This window comes from Proteiniphilum sp., assembly GCF_034927365.1.
GTDB lineage: Bacteria > Bacteroidota > Bacteroidia > Bacteroidales > Dysgonomonadaceae > Proteiniphilum.
The window spans coordinates 478,155-495,567 of the sequence record NZ_JAYFQD010000013.1 but is presented as its reverse complement, the minus strand read 5'-3'; the positions used below and the strand labels follow the sequence as shown (position 1 = coordinate 495,567).

At 42.5% G+C, this 17,413-nt stretch carries 16 protein-coding genes; 9 read left to right on the top strand and 7 right to left on the bottom strand.

What is annotated here, in order from left to right:
* Positions 1-211: 211 nt before the first annotated feature.
* Positions 212-1,846: a chaperonin GroEL gene (gene groL / locus VB073_RS10940; RefSeq protein ID WP_323404207.1), complete on the bottom strand. Its 1,635-nt coding sequence runs from the start codon at positions 1,844-1,846 to the stop codon at positions 212-214.
* A gap of 122 nt (positions 1,847-1,968) precedes the next feature.
* Positions 1,969-2,241 (bottom strand): co-chaperone GroES, encoded by a 273-nt coding sequence (locus VB073_RS10935; protein ID WP_323404206.1) that lies wholly within the window; start codon positions 2,239-2,241, stop codon positions 1,969-1,971.
* A gap of 311 nt (positions 2,242-2,552) precedes the next feature.
* On the opposite strand from VB073_RS10935, the gene VB073_RS10930 reads away from it, so the two are divergent.
* From VB073_RS10930 to VB073_RS10915, 4 genes are all read left to right on the top strand, one after another.
* Positions 2,553-3,359 (top strand): helical backbone metal receptor, encoded by an 807-nt coding sequence (locus tag VB073_RS10930; RefSeq protein WP_323404205.1) that lies wholly within the window; start codon positions 2,553-2,555, stop codon positions 3,357-3,359.
* 8 nt (positions 3,360-3,367) lie between these two features.
* Entirely contained in the window at positions 3,368-4,375 is a 1,008-nt protein-coding gene (locus tag VB073_RS10925; protein ID WP_323404204.1) for an iron ABC transporter permease, read from the top strand.
* A 72-nt stretch (positions 4,376-4,447) separates the two neighbouring features.
* Complete coding sequence (locus VB073_RS10920) at positions 4,448-5,254, top strand: ABC transporter ATP-binding protein (RefSeq protein ID WP_323404203.1); 807 nt, start codon at positions 4,448-4,450, stop codon at positions 5,252-5,254.
* Between the two features lie 124 nt (positions 5,255-5,378).
* Positions 5,379-5,909: a DUF192 domain-containing protein gene (locus VB073_RS10915; RefSeq protein ID WP_323404202.1), complete on the top strand. Its 531-nt coding sequence runs from the start codon at positions 5,379-5,381 to the stop codon at positions 5,907-5,909.
* Here the strand turns inward: VB073_RS10915 and VB073_RS10910 are convergent.
* The 3 genes from VB073_RS10910 to VB073_RS10900 form a co-directional block, all read right to left on the bottom strand.
* Complete coding sequence (locus VB073_RS10910; protein WP_323404201.1) at positions 5,896-6,465, bottom strand: pyridoxamine 5'-phosphate oxidase family protein; 570 nt, start codon at positions 6,463-6,465, stop codon at positions 5,896-5,898. The genes VB073_RS10915 and VB073_RS10910 overlap by 14 nt on opposite strands.
* A gap of 108 nt (positions 6,466-6,573) precedes the next feature.
* On the bottom strand, positions 6,574-8,991 hold the full coding sequence (locus VB073_RS10905; protein ID WP_323404200.1) for an alpha/beta hydrolase family protein: 2,418 nt from the start codon (positions 8,989-8,991) through the stop codon (positions 6,574-6,576).
* Between the two features lie 28 nt (positions 8,992-9,019).
* Complete coding sequence (locus tag VB073_RS10900; RefSeq protein WP_323404199.1) at positions 9,020-9,775, bottom strand: SDR family oxidoreductase; 756 nt, start codon at positions 9,773-9,775, stop codon at positions 9,020-9,022.
* 118 nt (positions 9,776-9,893) lie between these two features.
* Between VB073_RS10900 and VB073_RS10895 the strand changes: the two genes are divergently transcribed.
* From VB073_RS10895 to VB073_RS10875, 5 genes are all read left to right on the top strand, one after another.
* Complete coding sequence (locus tag VB073_RS10895) at positions 9,894-10,124, top strand: hypothetical protein (RefSeq protein ID WP_323404198.1); 231 nt, start codon at positions 9,894-9,896, stop codon at positions 10,122-10,124.
* A 125-nt stretch (positions 10,125-10,249) separates the two neighbouring features.
* Positions 10,250-11,380, top strand: a complete 1,131-nt coding sequence (locus VB073_RS10890) for an AI-2E family transporter (RefSeq protein ID WP_323404197.1) — start codon at positions 10,250-10,252, stop codon at positions 11,378-11,380.
* Positions 11,381-11,615: 235 nt separating this feature from the next.
* On the top strand, positions 11,616-14,183 hold the full coding sequence (locus VB073_RS10885) for an ATP-dependent Clp protease ATP-binding subunit (protein WP_323404196.1): 2,568 nt from the start codon (positions 11,616-11,618) through the stop codon (positions 14,181-14,183).
* A 531-nt stretch (positions 14,184-14,714) separates the two neighbouring features.
* Positions 14,715-15,437 (top strand): DsbA family oxidoreductase, encoded by a 723-nt coding sequence (locus tag VB073_RS10880; protein ID WP_323404195.1) that lies wholly within the window; start codon positions 14,715-14,717, stop codon positions 15,435-15,437.
* Between the two features lie 93 nt (positions 15,438-15,530).
* Positions 15,531-16,088, top strand: a complete 558-nt coding sequence (locus VB073_RS10875; RefSeq protein ID WP_323404194.1) for a GNAT family N-acetyltransferase — start codon at positions 15,531-15,533, stop codon at positions 16,086-16,088.
* 59 nt (positions 16,089-16,147) lie between these two features.
* Here VB073_RS10875 and VB073_RS10870 read toward each other — a convergent pair whose 3' ends face one another.
* A complete protein-coding gene (locus VB073_RS10870; protein WP_323404193.1) occupies positions 16,148-16,672 on the bottom strand; it encodes a hypothetical protein in 525 nt (174 codons plus the stop codon).
* A gap of 176 nt (positions 16,673-16,848) precedes the next feature.
* Positions 16,849-17,388: a DUF4230 domain-containing protein gene (locus VB073_RS10865; RefSeq protein ID WP_323404192.1), complete on the bottom strand. Its 540-nt coding sequence runs from the start codon at positions 17,386-17,388 to the stop codon at positions 16,849-16,851.
* Positions 17,389-17,413: the final 25 nt, after the last annotated feature.

Genomic DNA, 17,413 nt, shown 5'->3' with positions numbered 1-17,413 from the left:
ATTTTCGTTACTTTTCCCCTCTTTTTTAACACTATATATTATTGATAATTAAATAATTAAAATAACAATAATTAAACAGGAATGTAAAATAATAAATTGAAATAAAAGCACTTTTTCATCTTTCTTTCTAACAAAAAATAAGGCGGATGACTTTCAATTTTCATTTTCAGCCATCCGCCTTTATAGCGTATCAATATAATCTATACAAGGATTACATCATGCCGCCCATTCCTCCTCCACCCATAGGAGGCATTGGAGCCGGGTGGTCTTCTTTCTTATCGGTAATAACACATTCAGTTGTGAGGAACATACCGGCAATGGAAGCAGCATTTTCCAAAGCAACACGGGTTACTTTAGCCGGATCAATCACGCCTGTTTCATAGAGGTTTTCATAATGATCGTAGCGAGCATTGTAACCGAAATCGCCTTTGCCTTCACGTACTTTCTGTACTACTACGGCACCTTCTTTTCCTGCGTTTGAAACAATCTGACGAAGCGGTTCTTCGATAGCGCGTTTCACGATTTCGATACCGGTAGTTTCGTCTTCATTTTCTCCTTTCAAGCCTTCGAGCGCTTCGATAGCACGTACATAGGCTACTCCACCACCAGGAACAGTTCCTTCCTCTACGGCAGCACGAGTTGCTGAAAGGGCATCCTCTACACGGTCTTTCTTCTCTTTCATTTCCACTTCAGAGGGAGCACCCACGTAAAGTACTGCTACACCGCCTGCCAGTTTAGCCAAACGTTCCTGCAGTTTTTCACGATCGTAGTCGGATGTAGTTTTTTCAATTTGTGAACGGATTTGTCCGATACGATTGTTAATGGCTTCTTTTTCGCCTTCACCATTTACAATCGTAGTGGTATCTTTATCGATAGTCACTTTCTCTGCGCTACCCAACATGTCGAGAGTTGCATTTTCCAAAGTCAGGCCTTTCTCTTCCGAAATCACTACTCCACCAGTCAGGATGGCAATATCTTCCAGCATTTCTTTTCTGCGGTCTCCAAATCCGGGAGCTTTTACAGCAGCGACTTTCAACGATCCGCGCAAACGGTTTACCACTAAAGTAGTAAGTGCTTCGGAGTCGATATCTTCGGCGATAAGCAATAATGGTTTACCGGTTTGAATTCCTTTTTCCAGAATAGGAAGAAGTTCTTTGATAGCCGAGATCTTTTTGTCATGGATAAGAATCAACGGATTTTCAAAATCTACTTCCATCGCTTCTGTGTCAGTGACGAAATAGGGGGAGATATATCCACGGTCGAACTGCATACCTTCCACCACATCTACATACGTATCGGTACCTTTCGACTCTTCCACTGTAATCACACCTTCCTTGCTTACTTTCTGCATCGCTTCAGCGATCAGCTTACCGATGGTTTCATCACCGTTCGCAGAAATTTTAGCAACGTTTTCAATCTTCTTCAAGTCATTACCTACTTCTACAGCCTGAGTTCTGATGTTTTCGACCACAGTCGCCACAGCTTTATCGATACCACGTTTCAGATCCATAGGATTGGCACCGGCAGTCACATTTTTCAAACCTACACCAATAATAGATTGTGCTAAAACGGTAGCGGTAGTTGTTCCGTCACCGGCATCGTCATTGGTTTTAGAGGCTACTTCCCTCACCAGTTGTGCTCCCATATTTTGAAAAGCATCATCCAATTCGATCTCTTTAGCAACGGTTACACCGTCTTTGGTAATCTGGGGAGCGCCATATTTTTTATCAATAATTACATTCCTGCCTTTGGGACCTAATGTTACTTTAACGGCATCTGCCAATTCGTCCACGCCTTTCTTCAGAAGATCGCGGGCATCCATGTTAAATTTAATCTCTTTAGCCATTTTATTTCGTTTTTTATTTATTTGTTATTTGTTTTTAGTCAAACAGATTGAATGAAAGCGAGTAAAAGTGATCTGATTGAATCGACCTCCCACCTATCCAAGTCAATCTTTTAACCTGGTGTTTATTCGATGATTCCTAAAATGTCTGACTGACGCATGATGAGGTGTTGTACACCATCGATTTCAATTTCAGTGCCTGCATACTTACCATACAGCACTTTATCGCCTTGTTTAACGATCATTTCTTCGTCTTTTGTACCTTTTCCTACAGCGACCACTTCACCTTTCAGTGGTTTTTCCTTTGCCGTATCGGGGATAATAATTCCACTCACTGTTTTTTCTTCCGCAGCTGCCGGTTTTACCAGCACTCTATCTGCCAATGGTTTAATGTTCATACTACTAAAATTGATATTAATATAATTAATGTTATTGTTCTAATTGACATTACCTCAATGCGAATTCTGTGCCAAATTTACTTAAATACCTTTTCTGCCAAAAAAAGCAATCGATGAGGATGGAAACTGTCAAAATTCCTGCCAAAATTTCAGTCACTCTCTTTACATCAAATCTCAAGAATAGAAAAACCCTTCCTCTAAAGTTAAACTATTTCGAACGTTTCTTGTTACCTTTGCAACTTGATAGGTGGGAAAGTGAAGAACCAAGACTTCTAAACTTCGGACTTCTAAGTTCTAAATTCAAACAACAAATGAAAAAAATATTTCTGTTCTTATATATACTTATTACATTTGCTGTGCAGGGGCAATCCTATATGCGTATTGTATCATTAGCACCCTCATTTACACAAAGCATTTATTATCTGGAAGCGCAGGACAAGCTGGTAGGATGTACCAGCTATTGTGAAGCGGCTAAAAAAGATAACAAAGAGATCGTATCGTCAGTCATAAAAGCGAATATAGAAAAGATCATCAGCCTCAAACCCGACCTGGTACTGGCATCGGGGCTTACCGATCCCAAAGATACGGAATTGTTGAAAAAAATGGGAATAAGAGTAGAGACGATCCAATCCCCGAAATCTTTCAATGATATTTGTGAGCAGTTTCTTCAATTGGGTGAACTGATCGGCAAAACCGAAAAAGCGGCTATCATGGTAGAGGAAAGTAAACATACCATCGAAAAAATAGCGGAAAAGAACAAACATAAAAGAGGCCAGAAAATGTTCTTTCAAATCGGAGCTGATCCGTTATTCACCGTTATCTCAAATACATTTATGAATGACTATATGACGTTGATGGGGATCGAAAATATTGCCGGGAAGCTGACACAAGGTACTGTTACACGCGAATTTGTTATCGCAAACAATCCTGATTATATATTTATTGCTACCATGGGTATTGTGGGAGAAGAGGAATTGAAAACATGGAAGAGGTACACTGGATTGAAAGCCAGCAAAAAGAAACAAATTTTCATCATCGATTCGGAGATCGCCTGCCAACCGACTCCTATTACCTTTGTTGAAACAATGAAAGTGATGGATCAATTGATCAACCTGTAATTTCAAGGATGAAACGAAAAGAATGGGTTTGGGGTGTTTATGTACTGCTACTTATCGTAGCGTTACTGGGCTCCTTCATGCTATCGCTGGGAATGGGGGAAATTCCTATAAGGATCAGCGAGATCCCACGTATTCTTTCCGAAAAGGAGAGCATGGAGTACGGCGCACTGGCATTCATCCGTATCCCACGTACATTGCTCGGTTTGACCATTGGTGGCAGCCTTAGCCTGGCGGGAGCTATATTACAGGGTATTTACCGGAATCCGTTAGTAGAACCGTACACCCTCGGAATTTCCGGAGGCGCATCGCTGGGGATCACTTTTGCCATCGTATCAGGACTGTATCTGCTCAATATATTGTTTCTCCCATTCGCAGGATTTATCGGCGCTTTTGTTACCATATTCCTTGTATATACCCTTAGTCTCGGAAGAGGGGGACTCAGCGTCAACCGGATGCTGCTTATCGGCGTGATGATCAGCTTTATCTCTTCCTCATTGATGATGTTTCTCATGTCTATTACTTCCAGAGATAATCTCCACAGTATTGTTTTCTGGATGATGGGATCGCTCAACGAATCGGACAATACCCTGATCATCGTAATGATTGCTCTTTCCCTGTTCTGCCTGATCATATCCTACCTGTTTGCGATGCCTCTCAACGCATTACGACTTGGAGAAGATAAAGCCAGACATCTCGGGTTTAATGCCAACAGCGTGATCCGTATCCTTTTTATCCTCACATCACTACTTACCGGAGCTTGCATTGCCGTAGCAGGAGTGATCGGATTCGTGGGACTCGTCATTCCTCATATCGTACGCTTGTGGGTAGGAACAGATTATCGTATACTGCTAATCTCATCTTTCCTGAGCGGCGGTATTTTTCTGATCCTGTGTGATGTGGCGGCACGTACCATTATTTCACCTAATGAACTACCCATCGGAGTCATTACCGGTATCGTGGGTGGTATAGTATTCATCGTGCTGCTGGCCAATTTGAGACGTAAAGTGATTAGATGATGTAACGATGTGATGAAATTAGTTCTTTAGTTTTTCACTTTTAGTTTTCTGGTAATTGGTAATTTAAAAAAAATGAAAAGTTTCCTCGACATACAAAATCTCTCTTGCGGTTATGGCAGCGGTTTCCGAGTGCATGATATCAACTTGTCGCTCAGGGAAGAATCATTTGCCGGGATCATCGGACCAAACGGATCGGGGAAGACCACGCTCTTTAAGGGGATATCCGGAACGCTACCATTGAAAGAAGGACATATCCTGCTTGAGGGGATCGACCTGTCTAAGCTTACCTGGAAAGAGAAGGCACAAAAGATTGCGATCGTTTCCCAATTCTCCGAAATGGCGGAATTGTCGGTAGAAGAATATGTGCTGATGGGACGCCTCCCTTACCGTCAACAATTTCAGTTCTTCGACAAGAAAGAAGATATCGAAATAGCACACCATTATATGCATCTGACCAATACCTATCGTCTGCGCAACAAATCGATGACAGAATTAAGCGGCGGTGAACTACAAATGGCCAATATTGCCTGTGCCCTATCGCAGCATCCCCGCCTATTACTGCTCGACGAACCCACCTCTCACCTCGACATCACCCACCAAATGCAGTTTATGGACCTGATTCAGCGACTAAACGAAGAGATGAAGCTGAGCGTAATGATGATCCTTCATGATCTGTCGCTTGCCGCCGAGTATTGCAACTTCCTGATGATGATGAAAGATGGAACGACTTTCTGTCAGGGAACAACCGAAGAGGTGATCACATATGAACATATCGAGAGTGTTTATGATACGGTAGTGATCGTAAAAACCAATCCCGTATCGGGTAAGCCGGTAGTTTTTCCCGTATCGGGACAGCGGTTGCAAGATGCAAAGAGATAACCGTCTCACTTTTTAGTTTGAAACTTTTTGGTTTGAAACCATTTTGTTTCATTTTTTTTATACCTTTGAATAGATCATCACAACGTGACTTATCGCCTTTATAAATAACGAAAATAAAAGTAGCATGTCAAAGAAAAATAAAAGTAGCAGGAATCTATATCTGATCATTTTATTGGTTGCCGTAGTTGGATTAGCAATATACTTTCTACTAAGATCCGGATCTGAACCTGAAATATCAACACAACCGGAAGCGATGAATATCCCCTTCCGTAAGCAGGGTGAGCTAATCTTCACAAGTCACCAGAATGGCGACACACTGGCCGGTATCGAAATTGAAGTGGCCAATAACGACCAACTACGGGCAAGAGGATTAATGTACCGGCGCTCTCTACCGGAGAACGCGGGAATGTTATTTTTACAGCGTACAGAAGAGATGCAGAGTTTCTGGATGAAAAACACCTATATCCCGTTAGATATCATTTTTGTAGATGCCAATAAAGAAATCGTAACCATCCATATAAATACCACTCCGTTGAAAGAGTGGAATTACGCATCGACGAAACCGGCACTCTATGTAGTAGAGGTAAATACAGGCTTCGCAAACCGGCACGGAATAAGCATCGGCGACAAGATCGAATTTACTATCCCGAAGTAGACCTACCCCACTTCATCTCCTTGCCTTCGTCATCATATTTTTTCCGTTTGGCGGTGATTCGATCTATGGCAATGCTGTAGATATTTGTGTGTTTCATTCCCGATGTAGCGGCCATGTCAAACAGTGCCATCTTATCTGGGGTATATTTCAGACAGATCACCTCTAATGCGCGGTATTTTCCTTCATCACAGGTGACAGGTTCAATCCTACCATATACAATTGCCGAGGCAAATTCTGTGGTAAATACCTTACTCCCAATATCTCCGGCTTTCTCCTCGTTCGTGCGCATCTCCTCCATCTCTTCGTCAGAAAGCAGTTCCGGTACGTTTACATCGGTTACGAATGTTACACAAGCCAAAGGTTGCGATTGAAACAGATCCACTTTCGTACCGCTCCTTGCTGAATGGAAGTAGAGATATTCACCATCCCTGGCCACCGATAACGGAATAGCATAGGGATCACCATTGGTATCGGTAATTGAAAGTACGGCAAAAGGAGTACGGTCGATCACCTGTAATCCCCAATTACGATCCATTTCACGGTCTTTTCTTCTCATTGATTATAATTTTTTAGAAATTAGAAGTTAGAACTGGGAACTAAGAAGTCTGAAGTTTAGAAGCCTCTCCCACTCTCCTTGTCTCCCAAGATCTCCCTACCTGTCTACCTATTCACTTTTCAAATACTTCTCCAGCCACTGATCCTGTTCCCACAAGAGGTGCAGTATATTTTCCCGGGCAGCATAACCGTGGCTCTCCTTCGGCAGGATTACCAGGCGTACAGGCGCTCCGAAACTTTTCAACGCCTGGAAATAACGTTCACTCTGCATCGTATGTGTACCAGAGTTATTGTCGCTTTCCCCATGGATAAGGAGTAAAGGCGTTTTCATTTTATCGGCGTGCATAAAAGGCGACATAGTATTATAAGTATCGGAAGCAACCCAGTAGTTTCGCTCTTCTGCCTGAAAACCGAACGGTGTGAGCGTACGGTTGTATGCACCGCTACGGGCAATACCGGTAGCAAACAGGTCGGAATGGGTAAGCAGGTTCGCCGTCATAAAAGCGCCATAGGAATGACCTCCTACTGCAACCCTCCTACGGTCGATATATCCTAATGCATCCACGGCATCTATAGCCGCTTTGGCATTGGCCACAAGTTGCTCCACAAAAGTATCGTTAGGTTGTTCGTCTCCTTCCCCTACAATGGGAAAAGCAGCATCATCCAGGATCGCATAACCCCGGGTTACCCAGTAAATAGGGTTGCCATACGACAGGTAAGTGAACGAATTGGGATTGGCAGTAGTCTGTCCTGCACTACTTCGGTTCTTGTATTCGGTAGGATATGCCCACATGATCATCGGCAGCTTTTCCTTTTTCTCCCTGTCGTAATCGGCAGGCAGGTATAATGTACCAGTAAGTTCAACGCCATCAGGACGCTTATAACTGATTACTTCCTTGTAAACCTTCTCAATGCTTATGAATGGGTTTTCAAAGACTGTCAACGGTTCTGGTACCCGTTTATTTCTAATATTACGGATATAATAGTTGGGATATTCCGTCGGCGATTCGATTCGGGTAATCACTGTACCTTTTTTACTATCGATAAATGTGATCAACTCTTCTACCTTGTCAGTATAGGCAGATTGATATATTCGCTTCCTTTTCAATGTTTTCAAATCCAGTTCATCGATAAACGGAAACTGTCCATCTGCAGTGAAACCATCTCCAAAGAAATAGATCGAATTTCCGTCCATATGCAACGTATAAGTACCGAGGACATTCTTCGCAGTCTGCGGATAACCGGGATCATCGTACACATTCTGGTAATTACGGTCGACAAGGATTTGCGGGGACTGGCTGTTATCGGACGGATTAAAAAGATACATCTTCTGATTACGTGTATTCCACCAGCGGTCACGAAGAATAGCATATTTATCGTTTCCCCAGGTAATACCCGCATAACGGTTTATAGTTTTTACCAGCGAACGGGGTGTTCCAGAAAAAGGAGCATCCTGCTCGAATACCTCATCACGGAAATCAACTTTCACTTCCGGATCACCTTTATCAAGCGCTTCCACCCAATAGAGAGTCGACGGTTTGTCAGCACGCCAGTAGATACCACGCTTCCCTTCCTGGGTAGCCATAAATCCTATCGGAAGGTTATCGAGCAATGGCTGTTCGTCAAATTTAACTATAAAATTCCCATCAGCAGAATAGATTTCCGTCACATTCGGAAAGCTGTAATAGGGAACTATATATGAGAATGGACGTCGAAGAGTGGTCAGCAACAGATATTTTCCGTCGGGAGAGAATGACTGTCCGATATACATCCCAGCCCCTTTCCATTTCGTCTTCGATCCATCCAGTCCAATCCTATAAAGCTCAGAAGTCATCAAAGTCTCGAAGTTTGCCTCATCAACCGGATTTTTCAACAAATCCTGATAAGTACGGTTTTGTGAAATCTGTCCGTTACTGACTGAGACAATCGGCCCTTCCGGTAAAGACTTTTGGGTATCAATCAATTCCGGACAATTTTCAGGAAGAATTCTGATCAAAACGCCGGTACCATCATTGAACCAACTATAAGGAAATCCCGCATTGGCATTTACTACTGCATCCGTCATTTTTTTTGCCTGCAATGATTTCAGATCGGCAATCCACAGTTCCACTCCGTTGGCTACCGTATTGGTAAATGCAAGTTTAGTTTCATCGGGAGAGAAAGAGATATTGGCTATTAACGGATTGGTAGGTAATCCTTCTATCTGCAATACATCTTTATCTGTTGTTTTTTTATAACGAATATTATTTATATAGGTAACGGTGCTTGATATATTGACATCCGGATTAATACGCAGACCACCCAATCGCACTTCCGGTTGATTAAGATCTGAAAGCGTCTTGAAGGTATTCCTGTATAAAAAGAGCATCTGATCGCCTTTACTGTCCATATTGACCGAAGGAGCTCTCTCAATATCGACCAGTTCCAGAATCTCTGATGGCGGCACCTGATAGGTGATATTCTCCTGCGACTCAACAAGTAGGTTTGTCATAAGCAAAACAAATAAAAGGATATAAATTCTTCTCATTGTGAATATATTTTTTATTTACCATATTCTATGATTTATGAAAAACTGAAGCCGACGCCTGAGCAGTAGGCATCACAACCATATCATTAATGTTTACGTGAGGAGGACGGCTAGTAACAAACCAAATACATTCCGCGATATCGTCGGCCACTAAACACTCATACCCTTCATACACCTTATCTGCCCGGCACTTATTCCCATGAAAACGGACTATGGAAAACTCCGTTTCTACCGCACCGGGACAAATCTGGGTCACTTTTATATTATGAGGAAGCAGATCGAAGCGCATCCCTTTTGTCAATGCATCCACAGCATGTTTAGTGGCGCAATAGACATTTCCGTTGGGGTAGACCTCTTTTCCGGCAATGGATCCGATATTGATAATATGTCCACTTTTACGGGCAATCATTCCTTGCGAAATAACACGGGTAACATACAGCAATCCCTTTACATTGGTATCGATCATCCGGTTCCAGTCAATACTATCACCTTCCTGAACAGGCTCCAGACCTACAGCCAGGCCGGCATTATTGACCAATACATCTATACTTTCCCATTCGGATGACAAATTTACAAGAGCAGCATTCACCTCTTTTTCATTCCGTACATCAAAGCAAAGAGCCAATACACGTGAACCGGTCTCTTCCAGTTTCATCTTCAACAGATCTAACCGATCTTCTCTTCTTCCCGTAATGATTACATCGAAACCATTTCCTGCAAATTTCAAAGCAGCGGCCCCCCCAATCCCGGATGTGGCACCCGTAACTAACGCAATTTTTTTCATTTTCTCCATAATTATCGTCAAAATTAGTGCAAAAAAATACACGATCCATCTTTTAATAAACAAAAAAGCCTATTTTTACGTTATCAGAAAAGAAGTTCATATCACAAAAGCATCATCTATGGAAGAACATTTTATTACAGTGAAAACATTTGCATTCCCCGCAGATGTACCCATCGTTCAATCATTTATGGAGATGAAGGGAATTGATACCTATATGAAAAATCTCACACTTAACAGATTGACTTTTCCTTTTTTGGATATTGAGATGCAGGTGAGAAGTTCCGACTATGAAATCGCTAAAAAAGCGCTGATAGAGGGAGGATTTTCAAAACCGGAAGATTTCCTGTAATTCCCTTCTATTCTCACTTCCACGGTTCGGTGTCTGGAAGATCGGACCCGTTAATGAGATTGTTCGGATTGATTGGATACACAATACGATAACGATTCAATAGTATTTATTTTACATCATCTCCTATGTTAACAGAGAAAGAACAAGAGAAAAAAGAAATACGGCATAAATATATCCTGATCGGGTTTCTCATCCTGTTGGGATTGATCATTTTCAGACACACCCGTCCCTATATGAGTGGTTTCCTGGGTGCGGCCACCTTATATGTACTTGTGAACGGGCAACAGAAATTTCTCACGCAAAAACTCAATTTCAAAAAATCCCTTAGTGCACTACTCATCGTGCTGGAAGTACTTTTCTTCATCCTTCTCCCCCTCACCGGACTCACTTTCCTGGTAATCGATACCGTTTCAGGGATTTCGATCAATCCGGAAGCGATTCTACTACAGATCAACGAATTTGTCGACACATTAGAAGAAAGACTGGGATTCAATATATTCACTCCTGAAAATCTGGCCGCTCTACCGAGAGTAGGCTCCAATATCCTGCAGTTACTTGGGAACAGTGTCTATTCGTTTGTGATCAATGTCATTGTGATCCTCTTCGTATTGTATTACATGCTTTTCAACAATGATACGTTTGAAACAGCCATCCGGGAAGTCCTCCCGTTCAAGGAAGAAAATAAGCAGATTTTGGCGGAGGAAACCCGTATGATTATTCAGGCAAACGCCGTAGGAATCCCGCTTCTGGCAATTCTTCAGGGCTTTTTTGCTTATCTGGGATACCTCTATTTCGGTGTGGATAACGCGATTTTGTATGCCATTCTTACCGCTTTTGCCACTATTCTCCCCATTGTAGGCACCATGATCGTCTGGGTTCCGTTAGGTATCACCCTGCTGCTGGGAGGTGATTACGTGAACGGTGCCGCATTACTGGTCTATGGTATGTTTATTATTGGAGGTGTGGATAATGTAGCCCGTTTCCTGCTGCAAAAAAAACTGGCCGATATCCATCCGTTGATCACCGTCTTTGGAGTACTTATCGGGATTCCCATGTTCGGATTCTGGGGTGTTATCTTCGGCCCCCTGATCCTCTCCCTGTTCATCCTCTTCTTCAACATGTTCCGTCACGAATATGTACCCGGATCAAAAGCCGAACCACGTGTTACTACGCGTATCAAATCGAGAAAGATGAAAATTCCGATGGTTGATTCGGTCAAACCAAAAAAGAAAAAAGAAAAACGAACCGGACACTGATTGATGGGATGATTTACTGATTCGATAATATAATCGACAATCGGTTGATCATCGAATCAACCGTCCCACTTTCCCACTTTTCCACTTTTTTTGGCATTGTTTTTGTACTTATCCATCCAAAGGTCTTATAAATGAGCGATCATTTTTTTAGATGACCGTCAAAAAATTTTATTCGATTAGAAATAATAAATTATATTTGTAGTCGATACACAGCAAAAGAAGGGAATAAAAATATATGGATAGCAACTTTTCTCAACGGGTCAGGGACATCATGGCATATAGCCGTGAAGAAGCTGGAAGGCTCCAGAACAACTATATAGGGCCTGAACATCTTATGCTCGGCATCCTTCGTGATGGCGACGGCTTAGCTATTCAGGTACTCCAGGATTTCGATATCGACCTGCACGTGCTGAAAGATTATATCGATTCACATGTGCGAACCACTCAGGAACCCTATGAAGGAACCAATGAACTCGTTATCAATAAGAATACTGAAAAAGCATTAAAGATGAGTATTCTGGAAGCACGTCTTACCAAAAGCAGGGAGACCGATTCCGAGCATATTCTGTTAGCGCTGCTGAAAGAAAAAAATACATTGATCAATGATATCCTCACACAGTTTCAACTCGACTATTCAAGTACACTCCTTTATATAAAGAGTATTCTTGATAACCGGGCTGAAGATGGGGAAAGAGAATTACCCTCTGCAGGCGCCAACTTCACCGATGACGATGATGATGACGCGAACGAAAAATACCCGTTCAATCAGGGAGGAAGCCAAAGTTCTTCCTCACAACAGGCAAAGAGCAGCGGATCTGATACACCTGTACTGGATAATTTTGGAACAGATATCACCCGTGCAGCATTGGAGAACCGTCTCGATCCGGTCGTAGGTCGTGAAAAAGAGATCGAGCGTATTGCGCAGATACTCAGTCGTCGTAAGAAAAACAACCCGGTTCTCATTGGTGATCCCGGTGTGGGTAAATCAGCCATTGTGGATGGTCTTGCCTTGCGTATCACTCAGAAGAAAGTATCCCGTGCTCTATTCGACAAGCGGGTAATTGCCCTCGATATGGCATCGATTGTGGCTGGGACAAAATACCGTGGCCAGTTCGAAGAACGTATTAAGGCGATACTGAATGAATTGTCGAAAAACCCAAATATCATTCTCTTTATAGATGAGATTCATACTATCGTAGGGGCCGGTGGTGCTGCAGGATCACTAGATGCTGCCAATATGCTGAAACCGGCTCTGGCAAGAGGAGAGATACAATGTATCGGAGCCACCACGCTGGATGAATACAGAAAGAACATCGAGAAAGACGGTGCATTGGAACGCCGTTTCCAGAAAGTAATCGTGGATCCCACCACTCCCGAAGAGACACTGCAGATACTGCGTAATATCAAGGAGCGGTATGAGGAGCATCACAATGTACGGTATACCGATGAAGCGCTACAAGCGTGTGTGAAACTGACAGACCGGTATGTCTCCGATCGCACTTTCCCCGACAAGGCAATCGATGCGCTCGATGAAGCCGGAGCAAGGGTACATATCTCCAATATAGTGATTCCAAAGACCATCGAACAACTCGAAGATGAGTTGAAAGAGGTGGAACAGCAGAAGACCGATGCGGTAAAAGCACAGAAGTATGAACTGGCGGCCAGTTACCGCGACAAACAGCGTCAGTTACTATTGATGCTCGAAGCAGAGGAAGAACGTTGGCAGAAAGAGATTAAGGAAAAGCCGGAGATCGTAAATGAGGAAAAGATAGCCGAAGTGGTAGCCATGATCTCGGGTGTTCCGGTACAACGGATTGCACAGGCCGAAGGGCAGCGACTGTTGGAAATGCGCGATGAACTGAAAGGCAAAGTAATCGGTCAGGATGAAGCGGTAGACAAGATCGTCAAAGCCATCCAGCGGAATCGGGTGGGATTGAAAGATCCCAATAAACCCATCGGGACATTTATGTTTTTGGGACCTACAGGTGTGGGAAAAACCCATCTTGCCAAGAAATTGGCTGAGTTCTTGTTCGATTCTTCCGAAAATCTGATCCGTATCGATATGAGCGAATACATGGAGAAATTCAACGTATCGCGTCTGGTGGGAGCACCTCCGGGATATGTCGGATATGAAGAAGGTGGACAGCTTACGGAGAAAGTACGCCGTAGACCCTACTCTGTAGTACTGCTTGACGAAATCGAAAAGGCCCATCCTGACGTATTCAATATACTGCTGCAGATACTGGATGAGGGACATGTGACCGACAGCCTCGGGCGGAGGATCGATTTCAAGAACACGATCCTGATCATGACTTCTAACATCGGTACACGACAGTTGAAGGACTTCGGACGTGGTATAGGATTCAATGTCAATCAGAATATAACTGATGCCGAATATTCACGTAATATTATCCAAAAAGCGCTGAACAAAGCATTCGCACCCGAATTTCTGAACAGGGTGGACGATATCGTGATGTTCGACCAGTTGAGTAAAGAGTCGATCTACAAGATCATCGATCTCGAGTTGAAAGGTCTCTACAAACGTATCGGGGACCTGGGCTTCAATGTCACCTTGACCGAACCGGCCAAGGAATTCATTGCCAACAAAGGATACGATGTACAATTCGGCGCACGTCCGCTCAAACGGGCCATCCAAAAATATATCGAAGACGAAATGGCAGAGTTGATCATCCGTACCGGGATGAAAGAAGGTGATACCGTGCTGGTAGATTTCGACAGTGAAAACCAGAAAGTGATCATGAAGGTAGAGGAGAAAGAAAAAGAATCTACAAATCAGAAGTAATCAAATAATAAATGATCGTGACTTATAACACATGGCATGTATCGATTTAAGTTGGAAAAACTTTATGGAAAAAGGGGATGAATCCTCTTTTTCCATAATCTATAAAGCCATGTGGAGTTTGGGTTTCAGAAGGAAATGTGTAGGATACATTCCACAAACTGTACGTAGAGACAATTTGAATCACATAAAGAATATTACAGCATATATTTTCAAATCATTTAAACATCGTCTTATAGATTTGTCCAGAAAAAATATACGGGAGGAGACCCTCGAATCTGTTGCCGAATTTTTCACGGTACAGGTTATACAGTACCGGACAATATAATAGATAGTGAGAAAGCTGAGATCTTACAAAAAAAAGGACACTTCCACTCCTCAACGAACTGACAGCCAACCAACGTGAAGTAGTCTATCTAAAATATATGATTGAACTGGAGCATCAGGAAATAGGAAACGAGCAGGATAATCATTATAACACAACTACATGATTATTGCAAGTTCTATACACTTTAATAAAAAGAAAATAATCGTATGAAGATAGAAGTATGGACTGATATCATGTGTCCCTATTGTCATATAGGTAAGACACATTATGAGAAAGCGCTCCGACAGTTCAATCATGCCGATGAGGTGCAACTCGAATGGAAGGCATATCAGCTGAATGCTGATCTCCCCGACCAAGGTCGTGGTATCCCCGTCAGACAATATTTAACGGAAATAGCCGGTTTTCCGGAAGAGAATATGAACCGTATGTTTGAAGGGATAAAACGATTGGCTGACGATGCCGGTATTCCGTTCGCACTGAATGATGCAATTGCCGCTAATACACGAGATGCGCACCGATTGATTAAACTGGCGGCAAAAAAAAATCTGGACTCACTTGTCCTCAGTAAACTGTCAAAAGCTTATTTCGAAGAAGGCAAAGATTACAGCGATTGGAAACTGCTCATGAATATCGGGGTTGAGTGTGGTCTCGACGAAGAGGAAATACAACATATGCTCGAGAGTGATGACTATCAATACGAGATAAAACAAGATATGCAGGAAGCAGCCAATCTGGGATTCGATACTGTACCTACTTTCCTGATAGATAGACGTCAGGCGATTATAGGCTCCGAACCGGTTGATCTGTTTCTCAAAGTGCTCAATAAAGCATATAATGACTGGAAGACCCGGACAGATAATATGACATTTTCAGGGCCGGAAGTGACCAAAGGAAAATCATGTAATGCGGATGGAATATGTGAGATTTAAATTTTTTATCCTTGAAAGGATTATGTTATCTTTGTTTCATCGTGCATAATAAGTACAACAGTTTACTTTCCAGTTTTTTTAAAGAGGCTATCAATGGAATATTTGCGAATCGCACCCGACGATACTCAACGTTGGGATAATGTTTGGAAATTATATGAAGAAAGCTTTCCATTAGCGGAAAGAAGAAAAAAAGAAGATCATCTGCGTGCTTGTCAGGATGAGCGGTTCTTTCCTTTGTCTGTTTGGGATGGAACGGAGTTAATCGGACTAATGTTCTTTTGGGAATGGGATTCCTATCGCTATCTGGAATATCTGGCGGTAAGCCCGGAACTTAGAGGTAAAAATTTCGGTTCACAGATGCTCCGGCATCTGCGTGATTCAGCACATACCATTATCCTTGAAATAGATCCTCTTATTAACGAGTTATCAGTACGGCGGCTACAATTCTATGAACGGGCGGGCTATACCCTTACTCCCTACCGGTTTATGCATCTACCCTACCGCCTTGAAGCGAAATCGCAAGAGTTGCTTATATTAAGCTATCCCAATATGATCACAAAAGAGCAGCACAACGACTTTGTCCAGTTTGTGAATGAGGAAGTGATCCGGTATTGTGAACAGGGAGGGAACCATCCAGTTGTTCCAGAATAATTATCGGGTTATAAATAGAAGGGAGTCCTCTGTAAATTAGAAAATATCAAAGTGAATCCCTACTTACAAGGATTAAGTACCGTCTCCATAAGGAGAAGCAATTGATCCACCATCAGTTTCTCTCTTTTGGATCGGGGATGAATGGGATAAATAATTACCTGGATATTCTCCTTGTCCTCCATCTTCAGGTATCCTCCCAATCCCCATGAGATCATTCTCGCATCAGTCCTGAATTTGAGAACTCCTTCTTTTCTATCTGAATAAGAAATTATCCATTGCCGGTCGATCCGCTGTAACACCTCATCGAATGGATGATTTGTACGCCCCTTAAAATAGAATCGGGCTTCACTTTGACCGGAAAAAGAGGGCGGATCCGGATTAACCGACTCCATATAATCGAGTCTCTTCGCAAAGAAAAGAGTAATGACTCCCGGAGGAATCATCCCTACGATAAAAAACACCAATCCCACCTGCCAGAAAACCGGTCGAAAATCCCATAGCAAATATACTACGAAAATAACACCGACAAAGAATGTCAGGAAAATAGAGACCCAATAGAGATACAATCTAATTGTGAATTTCATATACTTAAAAAAATTAGGTACAAGAACCAAGAATCAAGACACAAGAATCATTCGTTGATATACTGATTCATCGGTTTGTAGATTTACTTATTTATTCTTTGTTATATTGATACTGCTTCCTAAAATTCGAGACAAGTTATCTCGATTTATCGGGATTGGCACATTAGCAAATTAGTTCAATGCAGCCCAGGGAATATCAGTTCTTCTGTAATATGGATCTCCTTAAACCCCATCTCTTTCAGAAGGGACCTGATAGCTATCTTCGCCTCGTCTGTAGCCTGTTTGTAGATCCCCTGGTCAACGGCATCACGGATCATCACATTCTTCTCCCGTGTAAGTGCTTCGTTGTAATCTGATATCTTAATGGGATTGAATGCATTCTCACTTTCATTATACACTTGTATCGTTTTTTCATCGATCACCGTATCCAGTATTCTGGGTTTGGGAATCGAAATATGCACGGTAGTATCGTTGTCCACTGTCACCTTTATCTGGTCGAAATCCACTCCCGCCTTGATATAGCCGCTATATTTCAGTAGAAAATATTTATCTGTCAACGGCACATTGATATTGAGAAACTTTCGGTAGTCCTTGTAACTGATCACCCCGGTATAGTTATACCTTACCAGAGCCAGTTCCTGCATATACGAAATTCGATTCATCACCGATGAACTGTCGTATCCTTTCAACGCCTCAGCTCTTTTGTTACCTGCCATTAACAAGATTGCCAAAATAACTGAG

Coding starts and splice junctions, on each gene's coding strand:
- groL (WP_323404207.1), bottom strand. CDS start 1,846: ATGGCTAAAGAGATTAAATTTAACATGGATGCCCGCGATCTTCTGAAG.
- VB073_RS10935 (WP_323404206.1), bottom strand. CDS start 2,241: ATGAACATTAAACCATTGGCAGATAGAGTGCTGGTAAAACCGGCAGCT.
- VB073_RS10930 (WP_323404205.1), top strand. CDS start 2,553: ATGAAAAAAATATTTCTGTTCTTATATATACTTATTACATTTGCTGTG.
- VB073_RS10925 (WP_323404204.1), top strand. CDS start 3,368: ATGAAACGAAAAGAATGGGTTTGGGGTGTTTATGTACTGCTACTTATC.
- VB073_RS10920 (WP_323404203.1), top strand. CDS start 4,448: ATGAAAAGTTTCCTCGACATACAAAATCTCTCTTGCGGTTATGGCAGC.
- VB073_RS10915 (WP_323404202.1), top strand. CDS start 5,379: ATGTCAAAGAAAAATAAAAGTAGCAGGAATCTATATCTGATCATTTTA.
- VB073_RS10910 (WP_323404201.1), bottom strand. CDS start 6,465: ATGAGAAGAAAAGACCGTGAAATGGATCGTAATTGGGGATTACAGGTG.
- VB073_RS10905 (WP_323404200.1), bottom strand. CDS start 8,991: ATGAGAAGAATTTATATCCTTTTATTTGTTTTGCTTATGACAAACCTA.
- VB073_RS10900 (WP_323404199.1), bottom strand. CDS start 9,775: ATGAAAAAAATTGCGTTAGTTACGGGTGCCACATCCGGGATTGGGGGG.
- VB073_RS10895 (WP_323404198.1), top strand. CDS start 9,894: ATGGAAGAACATTTTATTACAGTGAAAACATTTGCATTCCCCGCAGAT.
- VB073_RS10890 (WP_323404197.1), top strand. CDS start 10,250: ATGTTAACAGAGAAAGAACAAGAGAAAAAAGAAATACGGCATAAATAT.
- VB073_RS10885 (WP_323404196.1), top strand. CDS start 11,616: ATGGATAGCAACTTTTCTCAACGGGTCAGGGACATCATGGCATATAGC.
- VB073_RS10880 (WP_323404195.1), top strand. CDS start 14,715: ATGAAGATAGAAGTATGGACTGATATCATGTGTCCCTATTGTCATATA.
- VB073_RS10875 (WP_323404194.1), top strand. CDS start 15,531: ATGGAATATTTGCGAATCGCACCCGACGATACTCAACGTTGGGATAAT.
- VB073_RS10870 (WP_323404193.1), bottom strand. CDS start 16,672: ATGAAATTCACAATTAGATTGTATCTCTATTGGGTCTCTATTTTCCTG.
- VB073_RS10865 (WP_323404192.1), bottom strand. CDS start 17,388: ATGGCAGGTAACAAAAGAGCTGAGGCGTTGAAAGGATACGACAGTTCA.